Source organism: Stenotrophomonas sp. NLF4-10, assembly GCF_022359915.1.
Taxonomy (GTDB): Bacteria; Pseudomonadota; Gammaproteobacteria; order Xanthomonadales; family Xanthomonadaceae; genus Stenotrophomonas; species Stenotrophomonas daejeonensis.
Window position 1 is genome coordinate 3,105,302 of the sequence record NZ_JAKSEE010000003.1, and the last position, 18,916, is coordinate 3,124,217.

The following is an 18,916-nucleotide window of genomic DNA, read 5'->3' on the forward strand; positions in this document are numbered from 1 at the left end:
CAACGGCCCGGCCACCGGACCGTTGCGGCTGAAAGCATATAATCCGCGCTCTTTCCCACCGTGGTTTTCCGGCAATGACACAGAACACGATGCGCGCGCTGGTGAAGCGCGAGGCGGCCAAGGGCATCTGGATGGAAGAGGTGCCGGTGCCGGTGCCCGGCCCCAACGAGGTGCTGGTCAAGCTGGAGAAGACCGCCATCTGCGGCACCGACCTGCACATCTACCTGTGGGACGAGTGGAGCCAGCGCACGATCAAGCCGGGCCTGACCATCGGCCATGAGTTCGTCGGCCGTATCGCCCAGCTCGGCTCGGCCGTCACCGGCTACGAGGTCGGCCAGCGCGTCTCGGCCGAGGGCCACATCGTCTGCGGCCATTGCCGCAACTGCCGCGGCGGCCGCCCGCACCTGTGCCCGAACACGGTGGGCATCGGCGTCAACGTCAATGGCGCGTTCGCCGAGTACATGGTGATGCCGGCGTCCAACCTGTGGCCGATCCCCGATCAGATCCCGAGCGAGCTGGCCGCGTTCTTCGACCCCTACGGCAACGCCGCGCACTGCGCGCTGGAGTTCGACGTGATCGGCGAGGACGTGCTGATCACCGGCGCCGGCCCGATCGGCATCATTGCCGCGGGCATCTGCAAGCACATCGGTGCGCGCAACGTGGTGGTCACCGACGTCAACGACTTCCGCCTGAAGCTGGCCGCCGACATGGGCGCGACCCGCGTGGTCAACGTCGCCAACCAGTCGCTGAAGGACGTGATGGCCGACCTGCACATGGAAGGCTTCGACGTGGGCCTGGAGATGAGCGGCAACCCGCGCGCGTTCAACGACATGCTCGACTGCATGTACCACGGCGGCAAGATCGCGATGCTCGGCATCATGCCCAAGGGCGCCGGCTGCGACTGGGACAAGATCATCTTCAAGGGCCTGACCGTGCAGGGCATCTACGGCCGCAAGATGTACGAGACCTGGTACAAGATGACGCAGCTCGTCCTGGGCGGCTTCCCGCTGGGCAAGGTGCTGACCCACCAGCTGCCGGTGGACCGCTTCCAGGAAGGCTTCGACCTGATGGAACAGGGCAAGGCCGGCAAGGTGGTGTTGAGCTGGAATTGAGCTCCGCGGAATCGCGCCAAGGCGCGTTCCCGCACATGAAAAAGGCGCCTTGCGGCGCCTTTTTCATTGCAACGGCGTTGCCCGCGCTCAGCGCGCGATCTTCACCGCCAGCACCACGCGGTTGTCGGCCAGCTTGCCGAAGTTGTCGCGGCCGTTGCCGTCGGCGCCGTAGTAGCCCAGCGACACGTTGGCGATGCCGAAGCCGCGGCTCACGCCCACGCCCCAGTCGGTGTAATCCTCGGCGACGCCATTCTCGAAGGTACTGCGGCCGACGTTGGCGCTCAGGCTGAATTCGTTGGGCAGGCCCCACTCGCCACCGATGCCGTAGTACCAGCCATCGGTGCCGCTGTTCCACACGTCGTTGCTGTAGCTGACGTTGACCTTCCAGGTCTCGGCGATGGTGGTGGTGGTGACCAGCTCGTTGTAGGCCAGCTCGCTCGCGCCGGGGTAGGTATAGCGGTTGAGCAGCACGTCGAAGTTAACCTGCTCGCTGACGTCGAAGCCGTAGCCGACGAAGAAGTCCACTTCCACGTCGGGGTCGCCGGGGCCGAAATCCACGCCCGAGCCCCAGGTGCCGACGTACAGGCCGACCGGCGAAGTCCAGGTCAGGCCCGCCTGCACGGTGGGCTTCTCGTCGGTCTGCGAGGCCGCGCGGAACAGGTAGTCCGATACCGCGCCGACTTCCCAGCTGATGGGCGATTCGGCCGCGTCGTCGGCGGAAGCCATGAACGGGACGGAAAGCAGGGCGGCGCAGGCAACGGCGGCAAGGCGTTTGCTGTAGGTCATTGCGGTTCTCCTGTGGGGGGACCCGTGCGGCCAGGGCACGGGTTCACGAATTCTTAACCACAATGACCAGGCAGCGCCAGAGGAAATTCGGCTCTTCACCCGATTGCGGGGAAGCGCAATCCCGCAAGTCCGCAGAATGCCCTGCCCTCGCAGGTACCGGGCTTGCCCGGCATGGGGTTTCGTCGGCAAGGCCCCATGCGGGACGAGCCCCGCATCCACGGGGGCTGTGCCGGCACGCGCTACGTGGCCGGGAACACCCCGTGGCGGCGCGCCGCCAGCGCGATGGGCTGGCCGGCGGCATAGGCCGGGGCGTCCGGCGGCAGTTCGACCTCCACGTCCACGGCGGCCTCGTGCAGGCGCGCGCGCAGCCGGGTACGGGCGCCGCTGCGCTGTACCGACAGCACGGTGCCGGCCCAGTCGCCGGCGTCGTCGGCGCGCATGTCCTCCGGCCGCACGTAGACCTCCAGTTCGCCCGCCGCCAGCAGGGTCGCCGGCAGCGGCCATTGCGCGCCGGCCACCTCCAGCCCGTCGCCGCGCACCCGCGCCGGCAGCCGGTTGGCCTCGCCGACGAAGCCGTACACGAACGGCGAGGCCGGGCGGTCGTAGACCTCGGCCGGGGTGCCGACCTGCTCGATGCGGCCGCGGTTGAGGATGGCCACGCGGTCGGCCAGTTCCAGCGCTTCCTCCTGGTCGTGGGTGACGAACACCGTGGTCAGCCCGGTGCGGTCATGCAGTTCGCGCAGCCAGCGCCGCAGGTCGCGGCGCACTTGTGCGTCGAGCGCGCCGAACGGTTCGTCCAGCAGCAGCACGCGCGGCTCGATGGCCAGCGCGCGCGCCAGCGCCACGCGCTGGCGCTGGCCGCCGGACAGCTGCGTCGGGTAGCGCCCGCCCAGCCCGTCCAGCTGCACCAGCGCCAGCAGTTCCTCGACCCGGGCGGCGATGCGCGCCTTCGGCCAGCGCTCGCCGCCGCGCCGCACTTCGAGGCCGAAGGCGATGTTGCGGCGGACGTCCATGTGCTTGAACAGCGCGTAGTGCTGGAACACGAAGCCGGCGCGGCGCGCCTGCACGCTCAGCCCGGTGGCGTCCTCGCCGTCGAACAGGACGCGGCCCTGCTCGGGCTGCTCCAGCCCGGCGATGGTGCGCAGCAGGGTGGTCTTGCCCGAGCCGGACGGCCCCAGCAGCGCCAGCAGCTCGCCGCTGCGGATGTCGAGGCTGACGCCGTCGAGCGCGGCGAAATCGCCGAAACGCTTGCCCAGTTGTCGTATGCGGATGTCCATCGTCGTCATCTCAGTGGCGGTGCGCGGCGGCCAGCGATTCGCCGTGGCGCCATTCAAGGAAGGTCTTTGTCACCAGCGTCAGCAGCGCAGTGCCGGCCAGCAGCGAGGCGCAGGCGAACGCGGCGCTCCACGTATGCGCGGACGGTTCGTTGTAGAGAATTTCCACATGCAGCGGCAACGTGTTGGTACGCCCGCGGATGTGCCCGGACACCACCGACACCGCGCCGAATTCGCCCATCGCCCGCGCGCTGCACAACAGCACGCCGTACAGCAGGCCCCAGCGGATGTTCGGCAACGTGACTTTCCAGAACATCTGCCACGCGTTCGCGCCCAGGGTCAGCGCGGCCAGTTCCTCGTCGTTGCCCTGCTGCTCCATCAGCGGCATCAGTTCGCGGGCGATGAAGGGAAAGGTGACGAAGGCGGTGGCCAGCACGATGCCGGGGATGGCGAACACGATGCGCGGCAGTTGCAGCAGCACCTCGCCCAGCACCGGCAGGTGCAGGTGCAGGCCGTCCTCGATCAGCGGCCACAGCCAGCCGTCGCGGCCGAACAGCAGGATGAACACCAGCCCGGCCACCACCGGCGACACCGAGAACGGCAGGTCGATCAGCGTCACCAGCCAGCGCTTGCCGGGGAACTTGTGCTTGCTGACCACCCACGCCGCGGCAATGCCGAACACCAGGTTCAGCGGGACGACGATCACGGTGACCAGCAGGGTCAGTTTCACCGCCGCCAGCGCGTCGGCATCGGTGATCGCGGCCCAGAACGCCTGCACGCCGCCACGCAGTGCCTCGCCGAACACCAGCAGCAGCGGCAGCAGCAGGAAGGACAGCAGGAAGCCCAGCGCGCCGAGGATCAGCAGCACCTGCACCCAGCGCGGCTCGGTGGTCACGCTGGCCGCTTGCGCCGCGCCGCGGCGGCCGGTGGATGCGGCAATTCCCATCGGCAGCTCCGACACCATTTCGTTCATCGCGCGCCCCTGCGTTGCAGCCGCGCTTGCAGGCTGTTGACCAACAGCAACACGACGAAGGACAGCAGCAGCATCGCCGTGGCGATCGCGGTGGCCCCGGCGTAGTCGAATTCATCCAGGCGGATGGTAATCAGCAGCGGTGCGATCTCGGTGGCGAACGGCAGGTTGCCGGCGATGAAGATCACCGAGCCGTATTCGCCCACGCCGCGCGCGAACGCCAGCGCAAAACCGGTCAGCAGGGCTGGCCACAACGCCGGCAGCACCACCCGCGCCACAGTCTGCAGGCGGTTGGCGCCGAGCGTGCCGGCCGCTTCCTCCAGCTCGCGCTCGCTCTCGGCCAGCACCGGCTGCACGATGCGCACCACGAACGGCAGGCCGACGAACACCAGCGCCACCACGATGCCGGCCGGTGCATAGGCGACCTTGACGCCCAGAGGCTCCAGCCAACGGCCTATCCAGCCCTGCCCGCCGTACAACGCGGTCAACGCGATGCCCGCCACCGCCGTGGGCAGCGCGAACGGCAGGTCGATCATTGCGTCGAACAGGCGCCGGCCGGGGAAGCGGTAGCGCACGAACACCCACGCCACCCACGTGCCCATCACCGTGTTGAACGCCGCCGCCGCCAGCGCGGTGAGGAAGCTCAGGCGCAACGCCGCCAGCACCCGCGGCTCGCTCCATATCTGCCAGATGCCGCCCACGCCCAGCCCGGCGGCCTTGAGGAACAGCCCGGCCAGCGGCACCAGCACGATCAGGCCCAGCCAGAACAGGGTGATGCCCATGCCGAGGCCGAAACCGGGAATGACCCTGCGCGCGCGCCGCCGGCCCTTCGGCGCAGCCAGCGGGGACGCCGGAGCGGGAGAAACCGGATGGGTCACTTATTTGCTCGCCTGGATCTGGTCGAACACGCCGCCATCGGCGAAATGCTCGGCTTGCGCCTTTTCCCACGAACCGAAGGCATCGCGGATGGTGACCAGCCGCACCTGCGGGAAGCGCGCCACGTCGGCCGGGGCGGCCAGTTCGGGATGGCGCGGACGGTAGTAGTGGCGCGCGGCGATGCGCTGGCCCTCCGCCGAATACAGGTAGTGCAGGTAGGCCTGCGCCACCTCGCGGGTGCCGTGGCGGTCGACGTTGCGATCGACCAGCACCACCGACGGCTCGGCGAGGATCGACATGCGCGGCACCACGATCTCGAACTTGTCCGGCCCCATTTCCTGCTGGGCGAGGAAGGCCTCGTTCTCCCATGCCAGCAGCACGTCGCCGATGCCGCGCTGGACGAAGGTGGTGGTGGCGCCGCGCGCGCCGGTGTCCAGCACCGGCACGTTGCGGAACAGCGCGCGCATGTAGTTGAGGATGCGTTCGCGGTCGCCCTTGAAGATGTGGTCGGCGTAGGCCCAGGCGGCCAGGTAGTTCCAGCGTGCGCCGCCGGAGGTCTTGGGGTTGGGGGTGATGACCGACACGCCGTCGCGCAGCAGGTCCGGCCAGTCGCGGATGCCCTTGGGGTTGCCCTTGCGCACCAGGAACACGATCGTCGAGGTGTAGGGCGAGCTGTTGTCGGGCAGGCGGCTTTCCCAGTCCGCCGGCAGCAGCCTGGCCTTTTCGGCGATCGCATCCACGTCGTAGGCCAGCGCCAGGGTCACCACGTCGGCTTCGATGCCGTCGATCACCGCGCGCGCCTGCTTGCCCGAGCCGCCGTGCGAGGTTTCGACGGTGACCGTATCGCCGGTGGTCTGCTTCCAGTGCTTGGCGAAGGCGGCGTTGAAGTCGCGGTACAGCTCGCGGGTGGGGTCGTAGGAAACGTTGAGCAGCTGCACGTCGCGGGCGAAGGCACTGCCGGCACCCAGGGCCAGCAGCAAGGCCAGCGTGGCAATGCCGGCGCGGCGGACAAGGGAGGAAGTCGTCATGGGGGCTCTCCGTCAGAAGGACACTTGCAGGCGCGAGAAAACGGCTTTTTCGTCGGGCAACGCGCTGGCGCCGCCGGCTGCGTCGAAACGGGTGTGCGTGTAGTTGGTCACCAGCTTCAGGTTGGCGGTCAGGTACCAGTTGGCGCCCAGCACCCAGGCGCGGGCGCGCGCGGCCGAGGTGGCCGGGTCGGCATAGAACGGGAAGGCGGCAGCGTCGATCTCCAGCTCGCCGTAGCGGGCGGTCAGTTCCAGTGCGCCGCGGCCGCCGTTGACGCCGAATGGCCGCGCCGGCGTCACCCCGCGGTAGCTGGCGTCCTCGCCGCTGAGCACCCAGCTGGCGGTGGCCTGCCAGGCGCGGTGCTCCAGCGCGGCGCGCTGGCCGGCGCTGGCTACTTCCTGCCGCGAGACGATGTATTCGCCCTGCAGGCCGAAGCCGTCACGGTAGAACCAGCCCTGCGGCGACCAGCGGCGGTGGCTGCCGTCGGCCAGCACCGTGCCGCGGTAGCCGAAGAACGTGGCCTGCCCCGGGGTGCGGTAGCGCGGCAGGAAGTTGTTGCCGGCGCCATGCTTGTCGCCACTGCTGGCACCGAGGCCGAAGCCCAGCCCCGCCCAGGCGCTGCCGCTGCCCTTGAGCGGCTCGAAGAACACGCGCCCGGCCAGTTCGAAATCGTCGTCCGGGTTGCTGGTGACGGTATCGCGGCCATCGACCGCGCCGTTGAACACGCCCAGCGCATAGCTGAACCTGCCCCCGGCCACGTCGCCCTGCAACTGCACGCCGAGGTCGCGGTTGGGCGCCAGTTCGCTGGCCAGCGCGCGTTCCACGTCGGCCAGCGCCGAGGAGGACTGCAGGCGCTCCAGCCCCACCGGCGAGGTGAACCTGCCCACCCGCAACGTCCAGGCGGGGTCGAAGCGCAGGTCGGCATAGGCATCGACGACGCTGGCGCTGTCGCCGGCCAGTTCCGGGGTGAAGCGGTAGGCCACCCGCTTGCCGAGGCTGCCTTCCAGCGTCGGCCGCGCGGTGCGCAGCAGGAAGCTGTCGTTCTGGTTGGCGTCGCTGCCGAGGAACACCCGCGCATCGCCCTGCAGCAGGCCGCGCAGTTTCAGCTCGTAGGCGCCGTCGCCGGACTTGAACGCGGCGCCCTTCTGGTCGATGGCGATCTTCGGCGCGGCCTTCGCCGTGGCTGCGCGCTCTTCTTCCTGCAGTTCCAGGCGGCGTTCGAGGATGCGCAGGCGCTGGTCCAGCGCGGCCAACCCGGTATCTGCATCATCATCGTCGGCAGCGGCCACGCCGGCATGGCGTTCCAGCCGTTCCAGCCGCTGCTGCAACTGTTCCAGCGTCAGCGATTGCGCCTGTACCGGCCCCCATGCCCCACATGCCAGCCCGGCCAGGCTGGACAGCAGCATCCTGGTCGACTTGGCGGACGGGGGAAGGGGCGCGGTCATCGGGAGATTCCTGTGGGATTGGACAGGTTGCCGATGCTGCGGGCGCACACGCGGGCGGAGAAATGACTTCGCCCGCCGCGCTTATAGCCATTCCCCATGACTCCGGCGGCGCGGGCGGCCGGCGGCTAGAATCAGCGTCTTCTTTCCGCCGCAAGACGCCGCCATGACTTCCACCGCGCACACCTCCCCGCTCACCCGGCACTACGCCGAGGAACTGGACGCCATCCGCGCGCAGGGGCTGTTCAAGTCCGAACGCACCATCACCAGCCCGCAGTCGGCCGAGATCACCCTGGACGACGGCCGCACCGTGCTGAACTTCTGCGCCAACAACTACCTCGGGCTGGCCGACCACCCGGCGCTGATCCAGGCCGCCAAGGACGCGCTGGACAGCCACGGCTTCGGCATGGCCTCGGTGCGCTTCATCTGCGGCACGCAGGATTTGCACAAGCAGTTGGAAGCACAGATCGCGCGCTTCTTCGGCAAGGACGACACCATCCTCTACGCCGCCTGCTTCGACGCCAACGGCGGCCTGTTCGAGCCATTGCTGGGCGAGAACGACGCGATCATCTCCGACGTGCTGAACCACGCCTCGATCATCGACGGCGTGCGCCTGTGCAAGGCCAAGCGCTTCCGCTACGCCAACTGCGACATGGCCGACCTCGAAGCGCAGTTGCAGGCCGCCGACGCCGCCGGCTGCAAGACCAAACTCATCACCACCGACGGCGTGTTCTCGATGGACGGCTTCATCGCCCCGCTCGACGAGATCACCGCGCTGGCGAAGAAGTACGGCGCGTTGGTGCACATCGACGAATGCCATGCCACCGGCTTCCTCGGCGCGACCGGCCGCGGCTCGGCCGAGGTCAAGGACGTGCTGGACCGCATCGACATCATCACCGGCACCCTCGGCAAGGCGATGGGTGGCGCGCTGGGCGGCTTCACCTGCGCCAGCGCCGAGGTCATCGAGCTGCTGCGCCAACGCTCGCGCCCCTACCTGTTCTCAAACTCGCTGCCGCCGCACGTGGTGGCCGCCGGCATCAAGGCGTTCGAGATGCTGGACGCCGCCGGCGACCTGCGCGAAAAGCTGGCCGAGAACACCGCTTACTTCCGCGAGAAGATGACCGCCGCCGGTTTCGACGTGAAGCCGGGCGTGCACCCGATCAGCCCGGTGATGCTGTACGACGCCCCGCTCGCGCAGAAGTTCGCGCAGCGCCTGCTCGAGGAAGGCATCTACGCGATCGGCTTCTTCTTCCCGGTGGTGCCGAAGGGACAGGCGCGCATCCGTACCCAGATGAGTGCCGCGCACAGCCGCGGGCACCTGGACCGCGCCATCGATGCCTTCACCCGCATCGGCAGGGAACTGGGCGTCATCAAGTAACGGAACGTGCCCGGCCGGCAGCCGGGCACCCTCGCGCCATGCCGGCCAATGGCAGGCATGGCGCCATACCCGGCGCGGTCAGCGCTTGCGCTTCTTCCCGTCCACGACCGCCGGGGCCGCTGGCGCACCCTGCGCCACGCGGATGCCATTGGCCTTCATCCAGGCATCGAACTGGTCGGCGCTCATGTTGGCGCCGTCCTGCTGCATCAGGAAACGGTAGTTGCCCAGTGCATCCTTCTGCGCCACGGAAGCGGCTTCCACCGTCACCGTGACCGGCTTGGGCGCCATCGCCTGCGGGCCGGTCGAGGCGCACCCGGCCAGCCCCGCCACCGCCGCCAGCCACAGCGACGTTCCCGATACGCGAATCACTACCTGCATGGCACATCACCTTCGTTCAAACCCGAGGGCCCCAGCCTAATCAGACACACGAAGTATTCAAGCTATTTCACTGAATCCATTGAATAAATGCAGATCCAGTCGCATTCATTCACTGAATGGGCACTGCAATGCCTGCAGTTCTTCCGCTTCCAGTTCGCGCCACTGCCCCTTCTCCAGCGTCCCCAGCTGCACCGGCCCGATCGCCACCCGTACCAGCCGCAGCACTTCGAACCCCAGCACCTGCAACAGGCGCCGGATATGGCGGTTGCGGCCCTCGGCCAGCACCACCTCCAACCAGGCGGTGCGCTGGCCGTGGCGCAGCACCTGCACCGCATGCGCGGCCAGGTGCTCGCCGGCGGCATCGTCGACGCCCTCGCGCATCCGCGCCAGTTGCGCCGCATCGGGCAGGCCATCGACCTGCACCCGGTAGGTCTTCAGCGGCCCGGTGGCCGGGTCGGTCAGCCGCGCCGCCCATTCGGGATCGTTGCTGAAAAGCAGCAAGCCTTCGCTGGCCTTGTCCAGCCGCCCGGCCGGCGCCAGCCACGGCAGGCCGCCGCCGTCGAAGCAGCGATACACGGTGTCGCGCCCCTGCTCGTCGCGCACCGTGGTGACCAGCCCGCGCGGCTTGTTCAGGGCCACGTACCAGCGCCGCGCCGGTGCCAGCGGCATGCCATCCACCCGCACCTGCTGGCGCGACGGCACCACCGGGAACTCCGGATCGCGGACCACGCGCCCGTCCACGCTCACCCGCCCTTCCTGCACGCGCCGCGCCGCCTCGCTGCGCGAGCACAGCCCGGCCTTGGACAGCACCCGCGCCAAGCCATGCCGCGCCCCCCCGGCCGGCGCCGGCGCGGAAACGCGACGCCCGCCCTGGTGACCAGGACGGGCGTGCGTTGAAGGGGTCCGGCGGGAAGCCATGCGGCCTTGCGCCGGTTACTTGGCCTCGGGAGCCGGCTGCGCCTCGGCGGGGGTTTCGCGCGCCTTGACCACGCGCACGCCGCGCGCCTTCATCCAGGCATCGAACTCCTCGGCGGTCATGCGCTTGCCGTTCTGGCTCATGTCGAAGCGCCACGGCGTATTGTCGAATTCGGTCTGCGGCTTGTAGGCGGCCGGATCGTTGGGGTTGACCGCAGCGCCTGCCGGCACCGCATTGGCGACGTTGTTGCAGCTTTCCACGCGCAGGCGCATCAGCACCAGGTCCAGCGACTGCTCGCCCAGGTTCGAGGTCAGCACGCCCGCGGGCATGCCCAGCTGGCCCTGGCGCACGTGCAGCTCGGCGGCTACCGGGGCCACCACCGTGGCCGGCAGCGGTGCCGGGACCGCGGCACTGGCCGAGCAATCGACGGCTGCGTGGGCAACGGGGACGAGAGCCAGCGCGAGGGCACCGGCCAATGCGATACGCAGCATCGGATTTCCATCGGAAGAAGAACGCGGCGAGTGTAGGCAGCTGCCGATGCGCAATCAACCGCGGCATGCACGCGACCGCGCGCGGCGTGCCGGAGGTCCCGCGCATTCCGGGCCGCCGTCACGAAAAAGACAAGGCCCGGCAATGCCGGGCCTTGTCTGGTATCAACCGAAGCGTCCGGAGTCGGGTGGGAGGGAGCCATCGCTGACTCCCTCCCTCCTAAGAACCGTACGTGCGCCTTTCAACGCATACGGCTCAAGCCCTGGTCAGGGCTTCACAACGGCTAGGCCCAAGGCATGGACCTGTGTATGACATCCCGGGTGTAACAGGACCCGGTTGGACAGAAGGTCGGAACCTCCCGCCACCCGCGGCACGATATGGTGGTCGTGCCATCCCGTCTCCCGGGTAATCGGCTGCCGGCACAACGCGCATAGGCCCTGCTGTAACGCATAAAGGCCCGCCCACTGCTTCCGGTGCGCGCGGGACCGCAACATCCGGTCCTGCCGCCGCTTCTCCGCATACTGTTCGAACGCTGGATCAAACGGGTTGAACTCCGCCTTCACCTTCACGTGCCGAACAATCGGCGTGTCCGCCAACTGATACAGCTCCAGCATCGGAGCCTGTGCCTCCCCTTCCTCGCGTCTTGCCGCAAATACCCAGTTCCGGGTACCGATGGCGTGAAAGTAACGATCTTTCACCCACTTGGCGCCCTTGTTGTTGTGCCGTCGTCGTGCCCATTGCCAGAGTGCCCGAAAAAGCAGGGCATCCAAGCTGTTGAACACGTTTTGGGCTACGACCGGATGGTGATAGTTCGCCCATCCTCTGAGTACCTTGTTCAACATCATGATCAGCAGGTCCTGCCTGAGCGACTTGTGGCGACTGATGAGTTCCTTCACCTTGCGATAGAACGCCTGCGCGTTTTTCCTGCTCGGTTTGATGAGGAGCTTTCCGCTGTACTTGCGGAAGTTCCATCCAAGGAAATCGAAGCCTGCATCGATGTGCGTCACCCGGGTTTTTTCCTCCGACAACTCCAATCCACGGATGGCCAGAAACTGCTCCACCCACGGACGGACCGTCTCCACCAGCACCTCTTTCGAGGAGCCGGTGATTACGAAATCGTCGGCGTATCGGATCACGTTTACCTTTGCCTGCTGCGCCTTCGTGTATCCCAAGGTTGCGTACACATGCGCCTTGAGTCCCACTTCCAGCCCATCCAGTGCCACGTTCGCCAAGGTCGGGGAAATAATCCCACCCTGTGGCGTCCCCTCCTCCGTCGGTTCGTACTGACCCCGATAGAGGATGCCGGCCTTCAACCACTTGCGCAGGATCGCCTTGTCCATTCGGACGTGGGTCACCAGCCAGTCGTGATCGATGTGGTCAAAGCATCCTTTGATGTCCGCTTCCATCACCCATTCCGGCGAATATTTCTTCGCCAGACAGATGAAGTTCTGGGCCATTGCATCGTGCGTCGAGCGACCTTGCCGAAAGCCGAAGCTGTTCGGGTCGCCCGTGCTCTCTGCAACCGGTTCCAGTGCCAGCAGGTGAAGTGCCTGCATGGCCCGGTCCCGCATCGTGGGGATGCCCAGCGGCCGCTCCTTCCCATTGGATTTCGGGATGAAGACGCGCCGTAGTGGCAGGGGCTTGTAGCCACGCGGACGCAGCTGGGAAATTGCCTTCCAGCGTTGCCCGGGTTCGGTCCACAGCACACGGTCTACACCCGCCGTGCGTTTGCCCTGGTTCTCCGTCACTCGTCTGACCGCCAACATCTTTGCGGTCAGGGAGCGGGTCAGCATCCGTTGCAGGGCTTTCACCCTGCGCCAGTCGCCTTCCTGTGTCGCCTTTGCGATTCGTAGCTGCATACCCCGGACGGTCCGATGCACGTGATGCCAATCAATGGTCATCCAGTCTTTCGGCCCGCCGGAGAACGCAGACTCAACCGGCTGGTTGAGCTCTCTCATGCTGTTCTCCTTGTTGTGATCCACGACCACACGGAAGACGCAGCACTCCCCCGATGGGGACTGTGTCCCCATGCGGGTGTTGGTTCTTTGCGGGTTTCCGCAATTCGTTGTCGCAATCCAGCACCACGTGGAAGTCGGCGTGCTCTCGCACTAGCGTGATGTTTCAACGCCTATACCCGCCATTACAGCCGGCCATTCGCTTTTTCCACGATCCTTTACCCCCGCACCCAACAGCGTTCCTTGCGGTTCGCCTGCCTCTGGGGCAGATGGGAGGGCTTACCACGTTCCCGCGATGACACACGACCGGGTTAGGGCCTGTCTGTTCGCCGGTGAGCTTCATTAGCGACGTGCCCCGAAACTAAAACGGGACAACTGCCCACGTACCTTTTGGTCGATGCCTGACAGCAGCTTTGGCACCCTCGTCCTAACGGCGTTTATCGACAGTTCTCTGGTCGATACCCATACCGGTCAGCCTAGCTCCCGAACCGCATTGCTGCTCGCAGTCCTGATCCATCTCTCACGAGCTGGATGTACCTGAAAATCAGGGGGATTCATTGTCGATAGGGCTCCGCACCTGACCGTTGCCAGTCACGCACGCCTATCTAGGCTACCGCTAGTCGCATAGCAGGCTTCCTACCTTGAAAACAGTTTCCAAGGTGAAGCAATGCCACCACGGACACGCAATCTGCGCGCCTGTTTCCAGCACCCGTTGCAGGTCTGGCACACCGTGAACTCCAAGACGAAGTTCCCCGGTCATCATTGCGATGACGGACGAAGCGAGAAGTACAGACGCACGTTCCCCCAGTCCGCATTGCGCGGAAACCCGGAAGGATATGCCCCTTCCGGGCCCCGTTTTACTCATGCCCCCTTGCCCGAAGGCAAGGGGTTTATTACAGTGTGTCTCAGAGAAAGCTGAGTCTTTTCAGTGCTTTACGATTGCTCGTGTCGCACTCAGTTCTGGACGTTCAGCTCGGTGCGGCGGTTCTTGGCGCGGCCTTCCGGATTGTCCGAACCATCTTCATTGGTGTTCGGGGCAATCGGACGGCTCTCGCCGTAACCCACCGGGCCGATCAGGCGCGAAGCAGCGACGCCGTTGCCGGTCAAGTAGTCGTACACGGCGGTGGCGCGACGCTCGGACAGCTTCTGGTTGTAGGCGTCGCTACCCTTCGAGTCGGTGTGACCGGCGACTTCAACGCGCAGCTCCGGATAACGCTTCAGGATCTCGGCCGCTTCGCTCAGGACCGACACGGCGTCCGGACGCAGGGTGGCCTTGTCGAAGTCGAAGTTGACGCCCTTCAGGTCGATCGACACCGGCACCGGGCAACCGTCCGGACCGATGATCTGGCCGGCTTCCGAGGTCGGGCACTTGTCGTCGCAGTTGTTGACGCCATCGCCGTCGTCGTCCAAGTCGGCGCAGCTCGGCGCAACCGGAGCCGGAGCCGGTTCCGGAGCGGCGGCCACCGGGGCCGGGCCCAGCGGGATCACGACGCCGACCGAGGCCAGCACGTCGCCGAACCAGTCTTCGTTCGGGGCAGCCCAGCTCTGGTCGTCGAAATCGGCGCGGTAGGCCAGCTCGGCACGCACGGCGACGCGCTTGTCGAAGGTGGTCTGCAGGCCGACACCGACCTTGGCGGCCAGGTTGCCGTCCTCACGCTGCGCCGGCGAGGTCGGCGCATTGATGACGTACTCTTCCTCGGCCTTCTGGTAGCCCAGGCCGAACAGCAGGTACGGGTTCCAGCCGCGGCCGTCCTGGATGAAGTGGCGACGCAGGTCCAGCGACACGCCGTACTGCGACCAGTTCAGGTCCTGGTTGCTCTCGAAATTCGGGTTCTGGTAGTTCAGTTCGCCGTCCAGCGACCAGTTCGGGCTGATGAACTTGCCCAGGCCCAAGGTGACGAACGGCGCATCATTGGTGGTGCGGTCGCTGTCCTGGAAGTTGAAACCAGCCGAACCGGTCAGGTACCAACGGTCATCGAATTCCTGGGCCGACGCAGCCTGGGCGAATGCCAGGCCACCCAGCAGCGCGGCGGTGAGAATCTTCTTGTTCATGAATACAACTCCTTGTTTCGGGGGAATGAAACCGGGTTAAGGCATGGTCCAGCGATTTCGTTCGTCGCGTTCAGAAACGACCGTATCCGCACGCCAACGCGGTGCACATTATGCGCGGGACCGTGAAGACCGTGTTAACGGCGATATAACAAATGGCAGATTGCCGTCTTCCCGACCACGAACGAACGCTCATGCGGCTTGGCGGGCATACCTGCTCATCGGCATCGCATTCACGCCGCTCCGCCATCGTTGGCCCTCCCCTCACCGGCCACGCCATCAACCGCGCTGCGTATGATGCCCCTGCCCTTCCAGCAACGGATCTTCCCACATGAAAGCCGTCGCCCTGACCCGCTACCTGCCCATCGACGACCCGCATTCACTGCAGGATTTCGACCTCCCCGAGCCCGCCGGGCCGCATGGCCGGGACCTGCTGGTCGGCGTGCAGGCGGTGTCGGTGAACCCGGTGGACACCAAGCTGCGCCGCGCCGGCACCGGCGAGGAGAATCCGCCGCGGGTGCTCGGCTTCGATGCCGCCGGCACGGTGCTGGCCGTCGGCCCGGAGGTGACGGCGTTCGAGGTCGGCGACGCGGTCTACTACGCCGGCGATGTCACCCGCCCCGGCTGCAATGCGCAGCTGCAACTGGTGGACGAGCGGCTGGCCGGGCGCAAGCCGGCCACGCTGGATTTCGCCGAGGCCGCCGCGCTGCCGTTGACCACGCTCACCGCATGGGAGCTGCTGTTCCAGCGCATGCCCTGCCAACTGGACGGGCGCCGCCATGCCGGGCAGGTCCTGCTGGTCGTCGGCGGTGCCGGCGGGGTCGGCTCGATGGCCATCCAGCTCGGCCGCCATGCCGGCTTCACCGTGGTGGCGACCGCTTCGCGCGAGGAAACCGCGGCGTGGTGCCGGCAAATGGGCGCCGCGCACGTGGTCGACCACCACCAGCCGCTGGCCCCGCAATTGCGGGCGCTGGGCATCGTCGAGGTGGATGCGGCGCTGAACCTGGCCGATACCGACGCGTACTGGCAGCAACTGGGGGAGCTGCTGGCCCCGCAGGGTCACGTGGGGCTGGTCGTCGAACCACGCGGCGAACTGCGCATCGGCGATCCCTACAAGGCCAAGTGCATCGGCATCCACTGGGAATTCATGTTCGCCCGCGCCCGCTTCCGCACCGACGACATGATCGAGCAGCACCGCATCCTGACCCGCGCGGCCAGCCTGATCGATGCCGGCGAACTGCGCAGCCCGCTGAACCGGCGGCTGGGGCCGATCGGCGCCGCCAACCTGCGCGAGGCGCACCGGCTGCTGGAGTCGGGCCGCAGCATCGGCAAGCTGGCGCTGGAAGGCTGGGGTTGAAAGACCGGCAGGAATGAAGGAAGCAGGATTCACTCTCCCGGCATTTTCCCTTGGCCCATCCTCTCCCCCCGCCTTCATGCCGATGTCCCGCACCGCCCTCGCCCTGCGCCTGCTGCAACTGCTTCCCGGCCTGTTCCTGTTCGGTATCGCCTCGTCGTTGATGATCCGCGCGGGCATCGGCATCGCGCCGTGGGACGTGCTGGCGCAAGGCATCGCGCAGCGCAGTGGCTGGTCCTTCGGCCTGGTCAGCAATCTGGTGAGCATCGCGGTGCTGTCGATGTGGTGGCCGCTGCGGCAACGGCCGGGGCTGGGCACCGTGCTCAACGCCCTGCTGGTCGGCCCCAGCGCCCAGTTCGGGTTGAACCTCATACCGGCGCCGCAGGGCCTGCCCATGCAGTTGCTGCTGTTCGCCGCCGGACTGGTGCTGCTGGCCGTCGCCACCGGGCTCTACATAGGCGCGCACCTGGGGCCGGGCCCGCGTGACGGACTGATGACCGGGCTGCATGCGCGTACCGGCCGGGCGATCTGGAAGGTGCGCACCCTCATCGAAGCCAGCGCCCTGGCGGTGGGCTGGTGGCTGGGCGGAAACGTGGGGCCGGGCACGTTGGCCTTCGCCCTGCTGATCGGCCCGCTGTGCGGCATCACCCTGCCGCTGTTCGACCGGGACAGACGCCACCCGCCGGCAGCCACGGCATCCCTGCCGGATCAGGCGCCCAAGTGACTAACGCCGCTGCGCCAGCACCTGCCCGCGGATGTACCAGTCGCGCAACGCGACATTGGCGGCAATGCGCCGGGCCTGCGCAAGGGCAGCTGCATCCGGCACGTGCCCCTGCGCCTGCACGCGGCGTGCATCCTGCCAACCATGCAGTTGCGGGGCCTCCAACGGGGTCAGCATGCCCTCCGGCAGGTAGAGATGCTTGAACTGGGACAACGCCTGTCCGCCATCGGCCGGCGCCTGCCATAGATTGCGTCCGGTGGCGAAATAACGCTCTCCCGGCAGGGCCAGCGACACCAGCGTCGGAACCAGGTCGCCGTGACCGGCGAACGCATGCACGTCGGGCCCCGGCCCGGGCGGCGCGAATGCAGGCGGCACCCGCAGGTAGGCGAACACGCGGTCCACGTCCGGCTGCTCCGCCGGCAGGTCGTAACGATAGTGGGTGCGCAGGTTGTGGTCGCCGGCGGCGGCAACGAGGGTTCGCTCCCCCAGTTCCCCCTGTCGCAGCACCTGCAGGAAGGCGCCGAACTCGTCGGCCTGGTACTGGTACGTCGCCAGGATCCTGCGCAGCTCGTCGCGGTCGTCCGTTGCGCGCGGGCCCAGGGCGGCCGGGTCCAGCGGCAACGTGCGATGCGGCGTGTCCAGTTCGAACGGCGGGTGGTTGGTCGTGGTCAACAGCACCAGGAACAGGCGTTCGCCACGGGCATCGGCCTGTGCCAGCAGTTCCCCGGCGAAGCGGAACAGGTAGGCGTCATAGATGCCCCAGTCGGTGCCATGCGCCTCGGGGAAGCGCGTGCGGATGTCGCGCGCATCGTAGACATGGTCGAAGCCCTGGTGGCTCAACGCGGTGCCGATCTGGCGCCAGTCGCTGCCTCCGCCATAGACGAAGGCGGTGCGGTAGCCGGCCCGCCTGAACGGCAGTGCCGCCGAGGTATCGAACGTCATCCGCGCATTGCGCCCGCCGGTAAGCGGCGTGATCGGCGTGCCGAGCAGCAGGTTTTCCAGTTCCTGGTGGGTGCCGTTCTGGCCGGCGATGAAATTGTCGAACCGGTAGCCGTGGGCCAGTTCCCCGCGCAGGCGCCCCAGCATGTCGTTGCCGGGCGTGTCGGCGTGCAGCAGGTCCTGGCCGAACGACTCCAGCAGCCCCAGCACCACATGCGGCGACTGCGCCAGCGGACGCGGCTGCCCCGGCGCCACTGGGAACAGCGCCGCGCGCACCGGTCCGGGTTCGGCAGACAGCAGGCCGGCGACCGCGGCCGCCTCGTCCAGCGTGGCGAAACCCAGCCGGTGCAGCCCGACCAGCGGATCGTTGCCGACACGGGTTTCCCGCGCCCGTATCCGGAGCGCGCGGTACAGCGTCAGCGGCGCATTCAGCACCGAGGCGTTGACGAAGGGGTCGGGCGAGAACGTCACGTCGCGCCGCACCAGCGGGAACGTGCCCACGCTGCCACGCGCCAGCAGCAACAGCAGCAGGCATTGCACGACCACCAGCACGATGCGGGTGCCGGTACCGGAACCTGCAGGCCAGCGCGCGCTCAACCAGCGGCCAGCGCGCGGCACGGCCCAACCCAGCAATGCCGCCGCCAGCGCCAGGCCCAGCACGCCGCGCAGCACTGGATAGTCCTGCCAGATGGTCACGAGGACCGCACCGGTATCGTCCTCGAACAGGCCGAACATGACCGGGTCGAAGCGCGTCTTGTAGAAACCGTAGTAGAAGTATTCGCAGGCGGACAGCAACAGGAACAACAGCAACACCCCCACCGCCAGCCACTGCGCCAGCCACGCCGCCCGGGCGTGTCGGCGCCGCAGCCACAGCGGCATCACCAGCAACCCGAGCAGCAGGGCGGCCACCGCTCCCGCCACCAGGTCATAGCGCAGCCCCTGCAGCAAAACCGGCAGCAACAACTCCATTCCCCGCCCGGCACCGGCATGGGCGCCCCACATGCACAGCCTGGCCATGCCCCCCAGCACGGCAATGCCCGCGACCAACAGCCACAACCTCGGCAATACCCGTTGGTCCTCGGGCAGCAATGATTTCGTATTCATTCGGAACAGGCAGCCCTTGGCGGTGGAGCGAACCGGCGATGCGGGCGCGCATTGTAATTCCAGCCCGCACCCTGGCTATCCAATACCCGGGGATTGAGAAATCGGCAGGTTGCACCGCAGAATGGCGGCAATCCATACGCAAGCGTA

General features: G+C 67.4%; 16 protein-coding genes. 4 read left to right on the top strand and 12 right to left on the bottom strand.

Annotation, left to right across the window (positions count from 1 at the left end):
* Positions 1-74 precede the first annotated feature (74 nt).
* Positions 75-1,112, top strand: coding sequence for an L-threonine 3-dehydrogenase (tdh, locus tag MIC98_RS14750; protein WP_057639457.1), 1,038 nt, complete (start codon positions 75-77; stop codon positions 1,110-1,112).
* Between the two features lie 87 nt (positions 1,113-1,199).
* On the opposite strand, the gene MIC98_RS14755 is transcribed toward tdh, so the two are convergent.
* The 6 genes from MIC98_RS14755 to MIC98_RS14780 all read right to left on the bottom strand — a co-directional run bounded on the left by MIC98_RS14755 (position 1,200) and on the right by MIC98_RS14780 (position 7,489).
* Complete coding sequence (locus tag MIC98_RS14755; protein WP_239737670.1) at positions 1,200-1,898, bottom strand: TorF family putative porin; 699 nt, start codon at positions 1,896-1,898, stop codon at positions 1,200-1,202.
* Positions 1,899-2,137: 239 nt separating this feature from the next.
* On the bottom strand, positions 2,138-3,175 hold the full coding sequence (locus tag MIC98_RS14760; protein WP_239737671.1) for a sulfate/molybdate ABC transporter ATP-binding protein: 1,038 nt from the start codon (positions 3,173-3,175) through the stop codon (positions 2,138-2,140).
* A 10-nt stretch (positions 3,176-3,185) separates the two neighbouring features.
* A complete protein-coding gene (cysW, locus tag MIC98_RS14765; protein WP_239737672.1) occupies positions 3,186-4,118 on the bottom strand; it encodes a sulfate ABC transporter permease subunit CysW in 933 nt (310 codons plus the stop codon).
* Between the two features lie 23 nt (positions 4,119-4,141).
* Complete coding sequence (gene cysT / locus MIC98_RS14770) at positions 4,142-4,984, bottom strand: sulfate ABC transporter permease subunit CysT (protein ID WP_275452830.1); 843 nt, start codon at positions 4,982-4,984, stop codon at positions 4,142-4,144.
* 36 nt (positions 4,985-5,020) lie between these two features.
* Positions 5,021-6,046: a sulfate ABC transporter substrate-binding protein gene (locus MIC98_RS14775; protein WP_239737673.1), complete on the bottom strand. Its 1,026-nt coding sequence runs from the start codon at positions 6,044-6,046 to the stop codon at positions 5,021-5,023.
* Positions 6,047-6,058: 12 nt separating this feature from the next.
* The gene (locus MIC98_RS14780) at positions 6,059-7,489 is read right to left on the bottom strand and encodes a porin (protein ID WP_239737674.1); all 1,431 of its coding nucleotides are present in this window, start codon (positions 7,487-7,489) and stop codon (positions 6,059-6,061) included.
* Between the two features lie 163 nt (positions 7,490-7,652).
* Between MIC98_RS14780 and kbl the strand changes: the two genes are divergently transcribed.
* Positions 7,653-8,864 carry a glycine C-acetyltransferase gene (gene kbl, locus MIC98_RS14785; protein WP_239737675.1) on the top strand — a complete coding sequence of 404 codons (1,212 nt, stop codon included), beginning with the start codon at positions 7,653-7,655 and terminating at the stop codon, positions 8,862-8,864.
* 78 nt (positions 8,865-8,942) lie between these two features.
* Here the strand turns inward: kbl and MIC98_RS14790 are convergent, their stop codons facing one another.
* From MIC98_RS14790 to MIC98_RS14810, 5 genes are all read right to left on the bottom strand, one after another.
* Complete coding sequence (locus MIC98_RS14790) at positions 8,943-9,242, bottom strand: hypothetical protein (protein ID WP_239737676.1); 300 nt, start codon at positions 9,240-9,242, stop codon at positions 8,943-8,945.
* A gap of 105 nt (positions 9,243-9,347) precedes the next feature.
* Positions 9,348-10,160, bottom strand: coding sequence for a pseudouridine synthase (locus MIC98_RS14795; protein WP_239737677.1), 813 nt, complete (start codon positions 10,158-10,160; stop codon positions 9,348-9,350).
* Between the two features lie 15 nt (positions 10,161-10,175).
* A complete protein-coding gene (locus MIC98_RS14800; protein ID WP_057639448.1) occupies positions 10,176-10,649 on the bottom strand; it encodes a hypothetical protein in 474 nt (157 codons plus the stop codon).
* A 264-nt stretch (positions 10,650-10,913) separates the two neighbouring features.
* Positions 10,914-12,605, bottom strand: a complete 1,692-nt coding sequence (ltrA, locus tag MIC98_RS14805) for a group II intron reverse transcriptase/maturase (protein WP_239737678.1) — start codon at positions 12,603-12,605, stop codon at positions 10,914-10,916.
* 951 nt (positions 12,606-13,556) lie between these two features.
* On the bottom strand, positions 13,557-14,654 hold the full coding sequence (locus tag MIC98_RS14810; RefSeq protein ID WP_239737679.1) for an OmpA family protein: 1,098 nt from the start codon (positions 14,652-14,654) through the stop codon (positions 13,557-13,559).
* Between the two features lie 328 nt (positions 14,655-14,982).
* On the opposite strand from MIC98_RS14810, the gene MIC98_RS14815 reads away from it, so the two are divergent.
* Together MIC98_RS14815 and MIC98_RS14820 are read left to right on the top strand one after the other, a co-directional pair.
* Positions 14,983-16,008 carry a zinc-binding alcohol dehydrogenase family protein gene (locus tag MIC98_RS14815; protein WP_239737680.1) on the top strand — a complete coding sequence of 342 codons (1,026 nt, stop codon included), beginning with the start codon at positions 14,983-14,985 and terminating at the stop codon, positions 16,006-16,008.
* A 76-nt stretch (positions 16,009-16,084) separates the two neighbouring features.
* On the top strand, positions 16,085-16,729 hold the full coding sequence (locus tag MIC98_RS14820; RefSeq protein ID WP_239737681.1) for a hypothetical protein: 645 nt from the start codon (positions 16,085-16,087) through the stop codon (positions 16,727-16,729).
* On the opposite strand, the gene MIC98_RS14825 is transcribed toward MIC98_RS14820, so the two are convergent.
* Positions 16,730-18,769 carry an LTA synthase family protein gene (locus MIC98_RS14825; RefSeq protein WP_239737682.1) on the bottom strand — a complete coding sequence of 680 codons (2,040 nt, stop codon included), beginning with the start codon at positions 18,767-18,769 and terminating at the stop codon, positions 16,730-16,732.
* Between the last annotated feature and the right edge of the window lie 147 nt (positions 18,770-18,916).

Coding starts and splice junctions, on each gene's coding strand:
- MIC98_RS14825 (WP_239737682.1), bottom strand. CDS start 18,769: ATGAATACGAAATCATTGCTGCCCGAGGACCAACGGGTATTGCCGAGG.
- MIC98_RS14820 (WP_239737681.1), top strand. CDS start 16,085: ATGCCGATGTCCCGCACCGCCCTCGCCCTGCGCCTGCTGCAACTGCTT.
- cysW (WP_239737672.1), bottom strand. CDS start 4,118: ATGGGAATTGCCGCATCCACCGGCCGCCGCGGCGCGGCGCAAGCGGCC.
- MIC98_RS14780 (WP_239737674.1), bottom strand. CDS start 7,489: ATGACCGCGCCCCTTCCCCCGTCCGCCAAGTCGACCAGGATGCTGCTG.
- MIC98_RS14795 (WP_239737677.1), bottom strand. CDS start 10,160: ATGGCTTCCCGCCGGACCCCTTCAACGCACGCCCGTCCTGGTCACCAG.
- tdh (WP_057639457.1), top strand. CDS start 75: ATGACACAGAACACGATGCGCGCGCTGGTGAAGCGCGAGGCGGCCAAG.
- ltrA (WP_239737678.1), bottom strand. CDS start 12,605: ATGAGAGAGCTCAACCAGCCGGTTGAGTCTGCGTTCTCCGGCGGGCCG.
- MIC98_RS14815 (WP_239737680.1), top strand. CDS start 14,983: ATGAAAGCCGTCGCCCTGACCCGCTACCTGCCCATCGACGACCCGCAT.
- MIC98_RS14790 (WP_239737676.1), bottom strand. CDS start 9,242: ATGCAGGTAGTGATTCGCGTATCGGGAACGTCGCTGTGGCTGGCGGCG.
- MIC98_RS14800 (WP_057639448.1), bottom strand. CDS start 10,649: ATGCTGCGTATCGCATTGGCCGGTGCCCTCGCGCTGGCTCTCGTCCCC.
- MIC98_RS14810 (WP_239737679.1), bottom strand. CDS start 14,654: ATGAACAAGAAGATTCTCACCGCCGCGCTGCTGGGTGGCCTGGCATTC.
- MIC98_RS14775 (WP_239737673.1), bottom strand. CDS start 6,046: ATGACGACTTCCTCCCTTGTCCGCCGCGCCGGCATTGCCACGCTGGCC.
- kbl (WP_239737675.1), top strand. CDS start 7,653: ATGACTTCCACCGCGCACACCTCCCCGCTCACCCGGCACTACGCCGAG.
- MIC98_RS14760 (WP_239737671.1), bottom strand. CDS start 3,175: ATGGACATCCGCATACGACAACTGGGCAAGCGTTTCGGCGATTTCGCC.
- MIC98_RS14755 (WP_239737670.1), bottom strand. CDS start 1,898: ATGACCTACAGCAAACGCCTTGCCGCCGTTGCCTGCGCCGCCCTGCTT.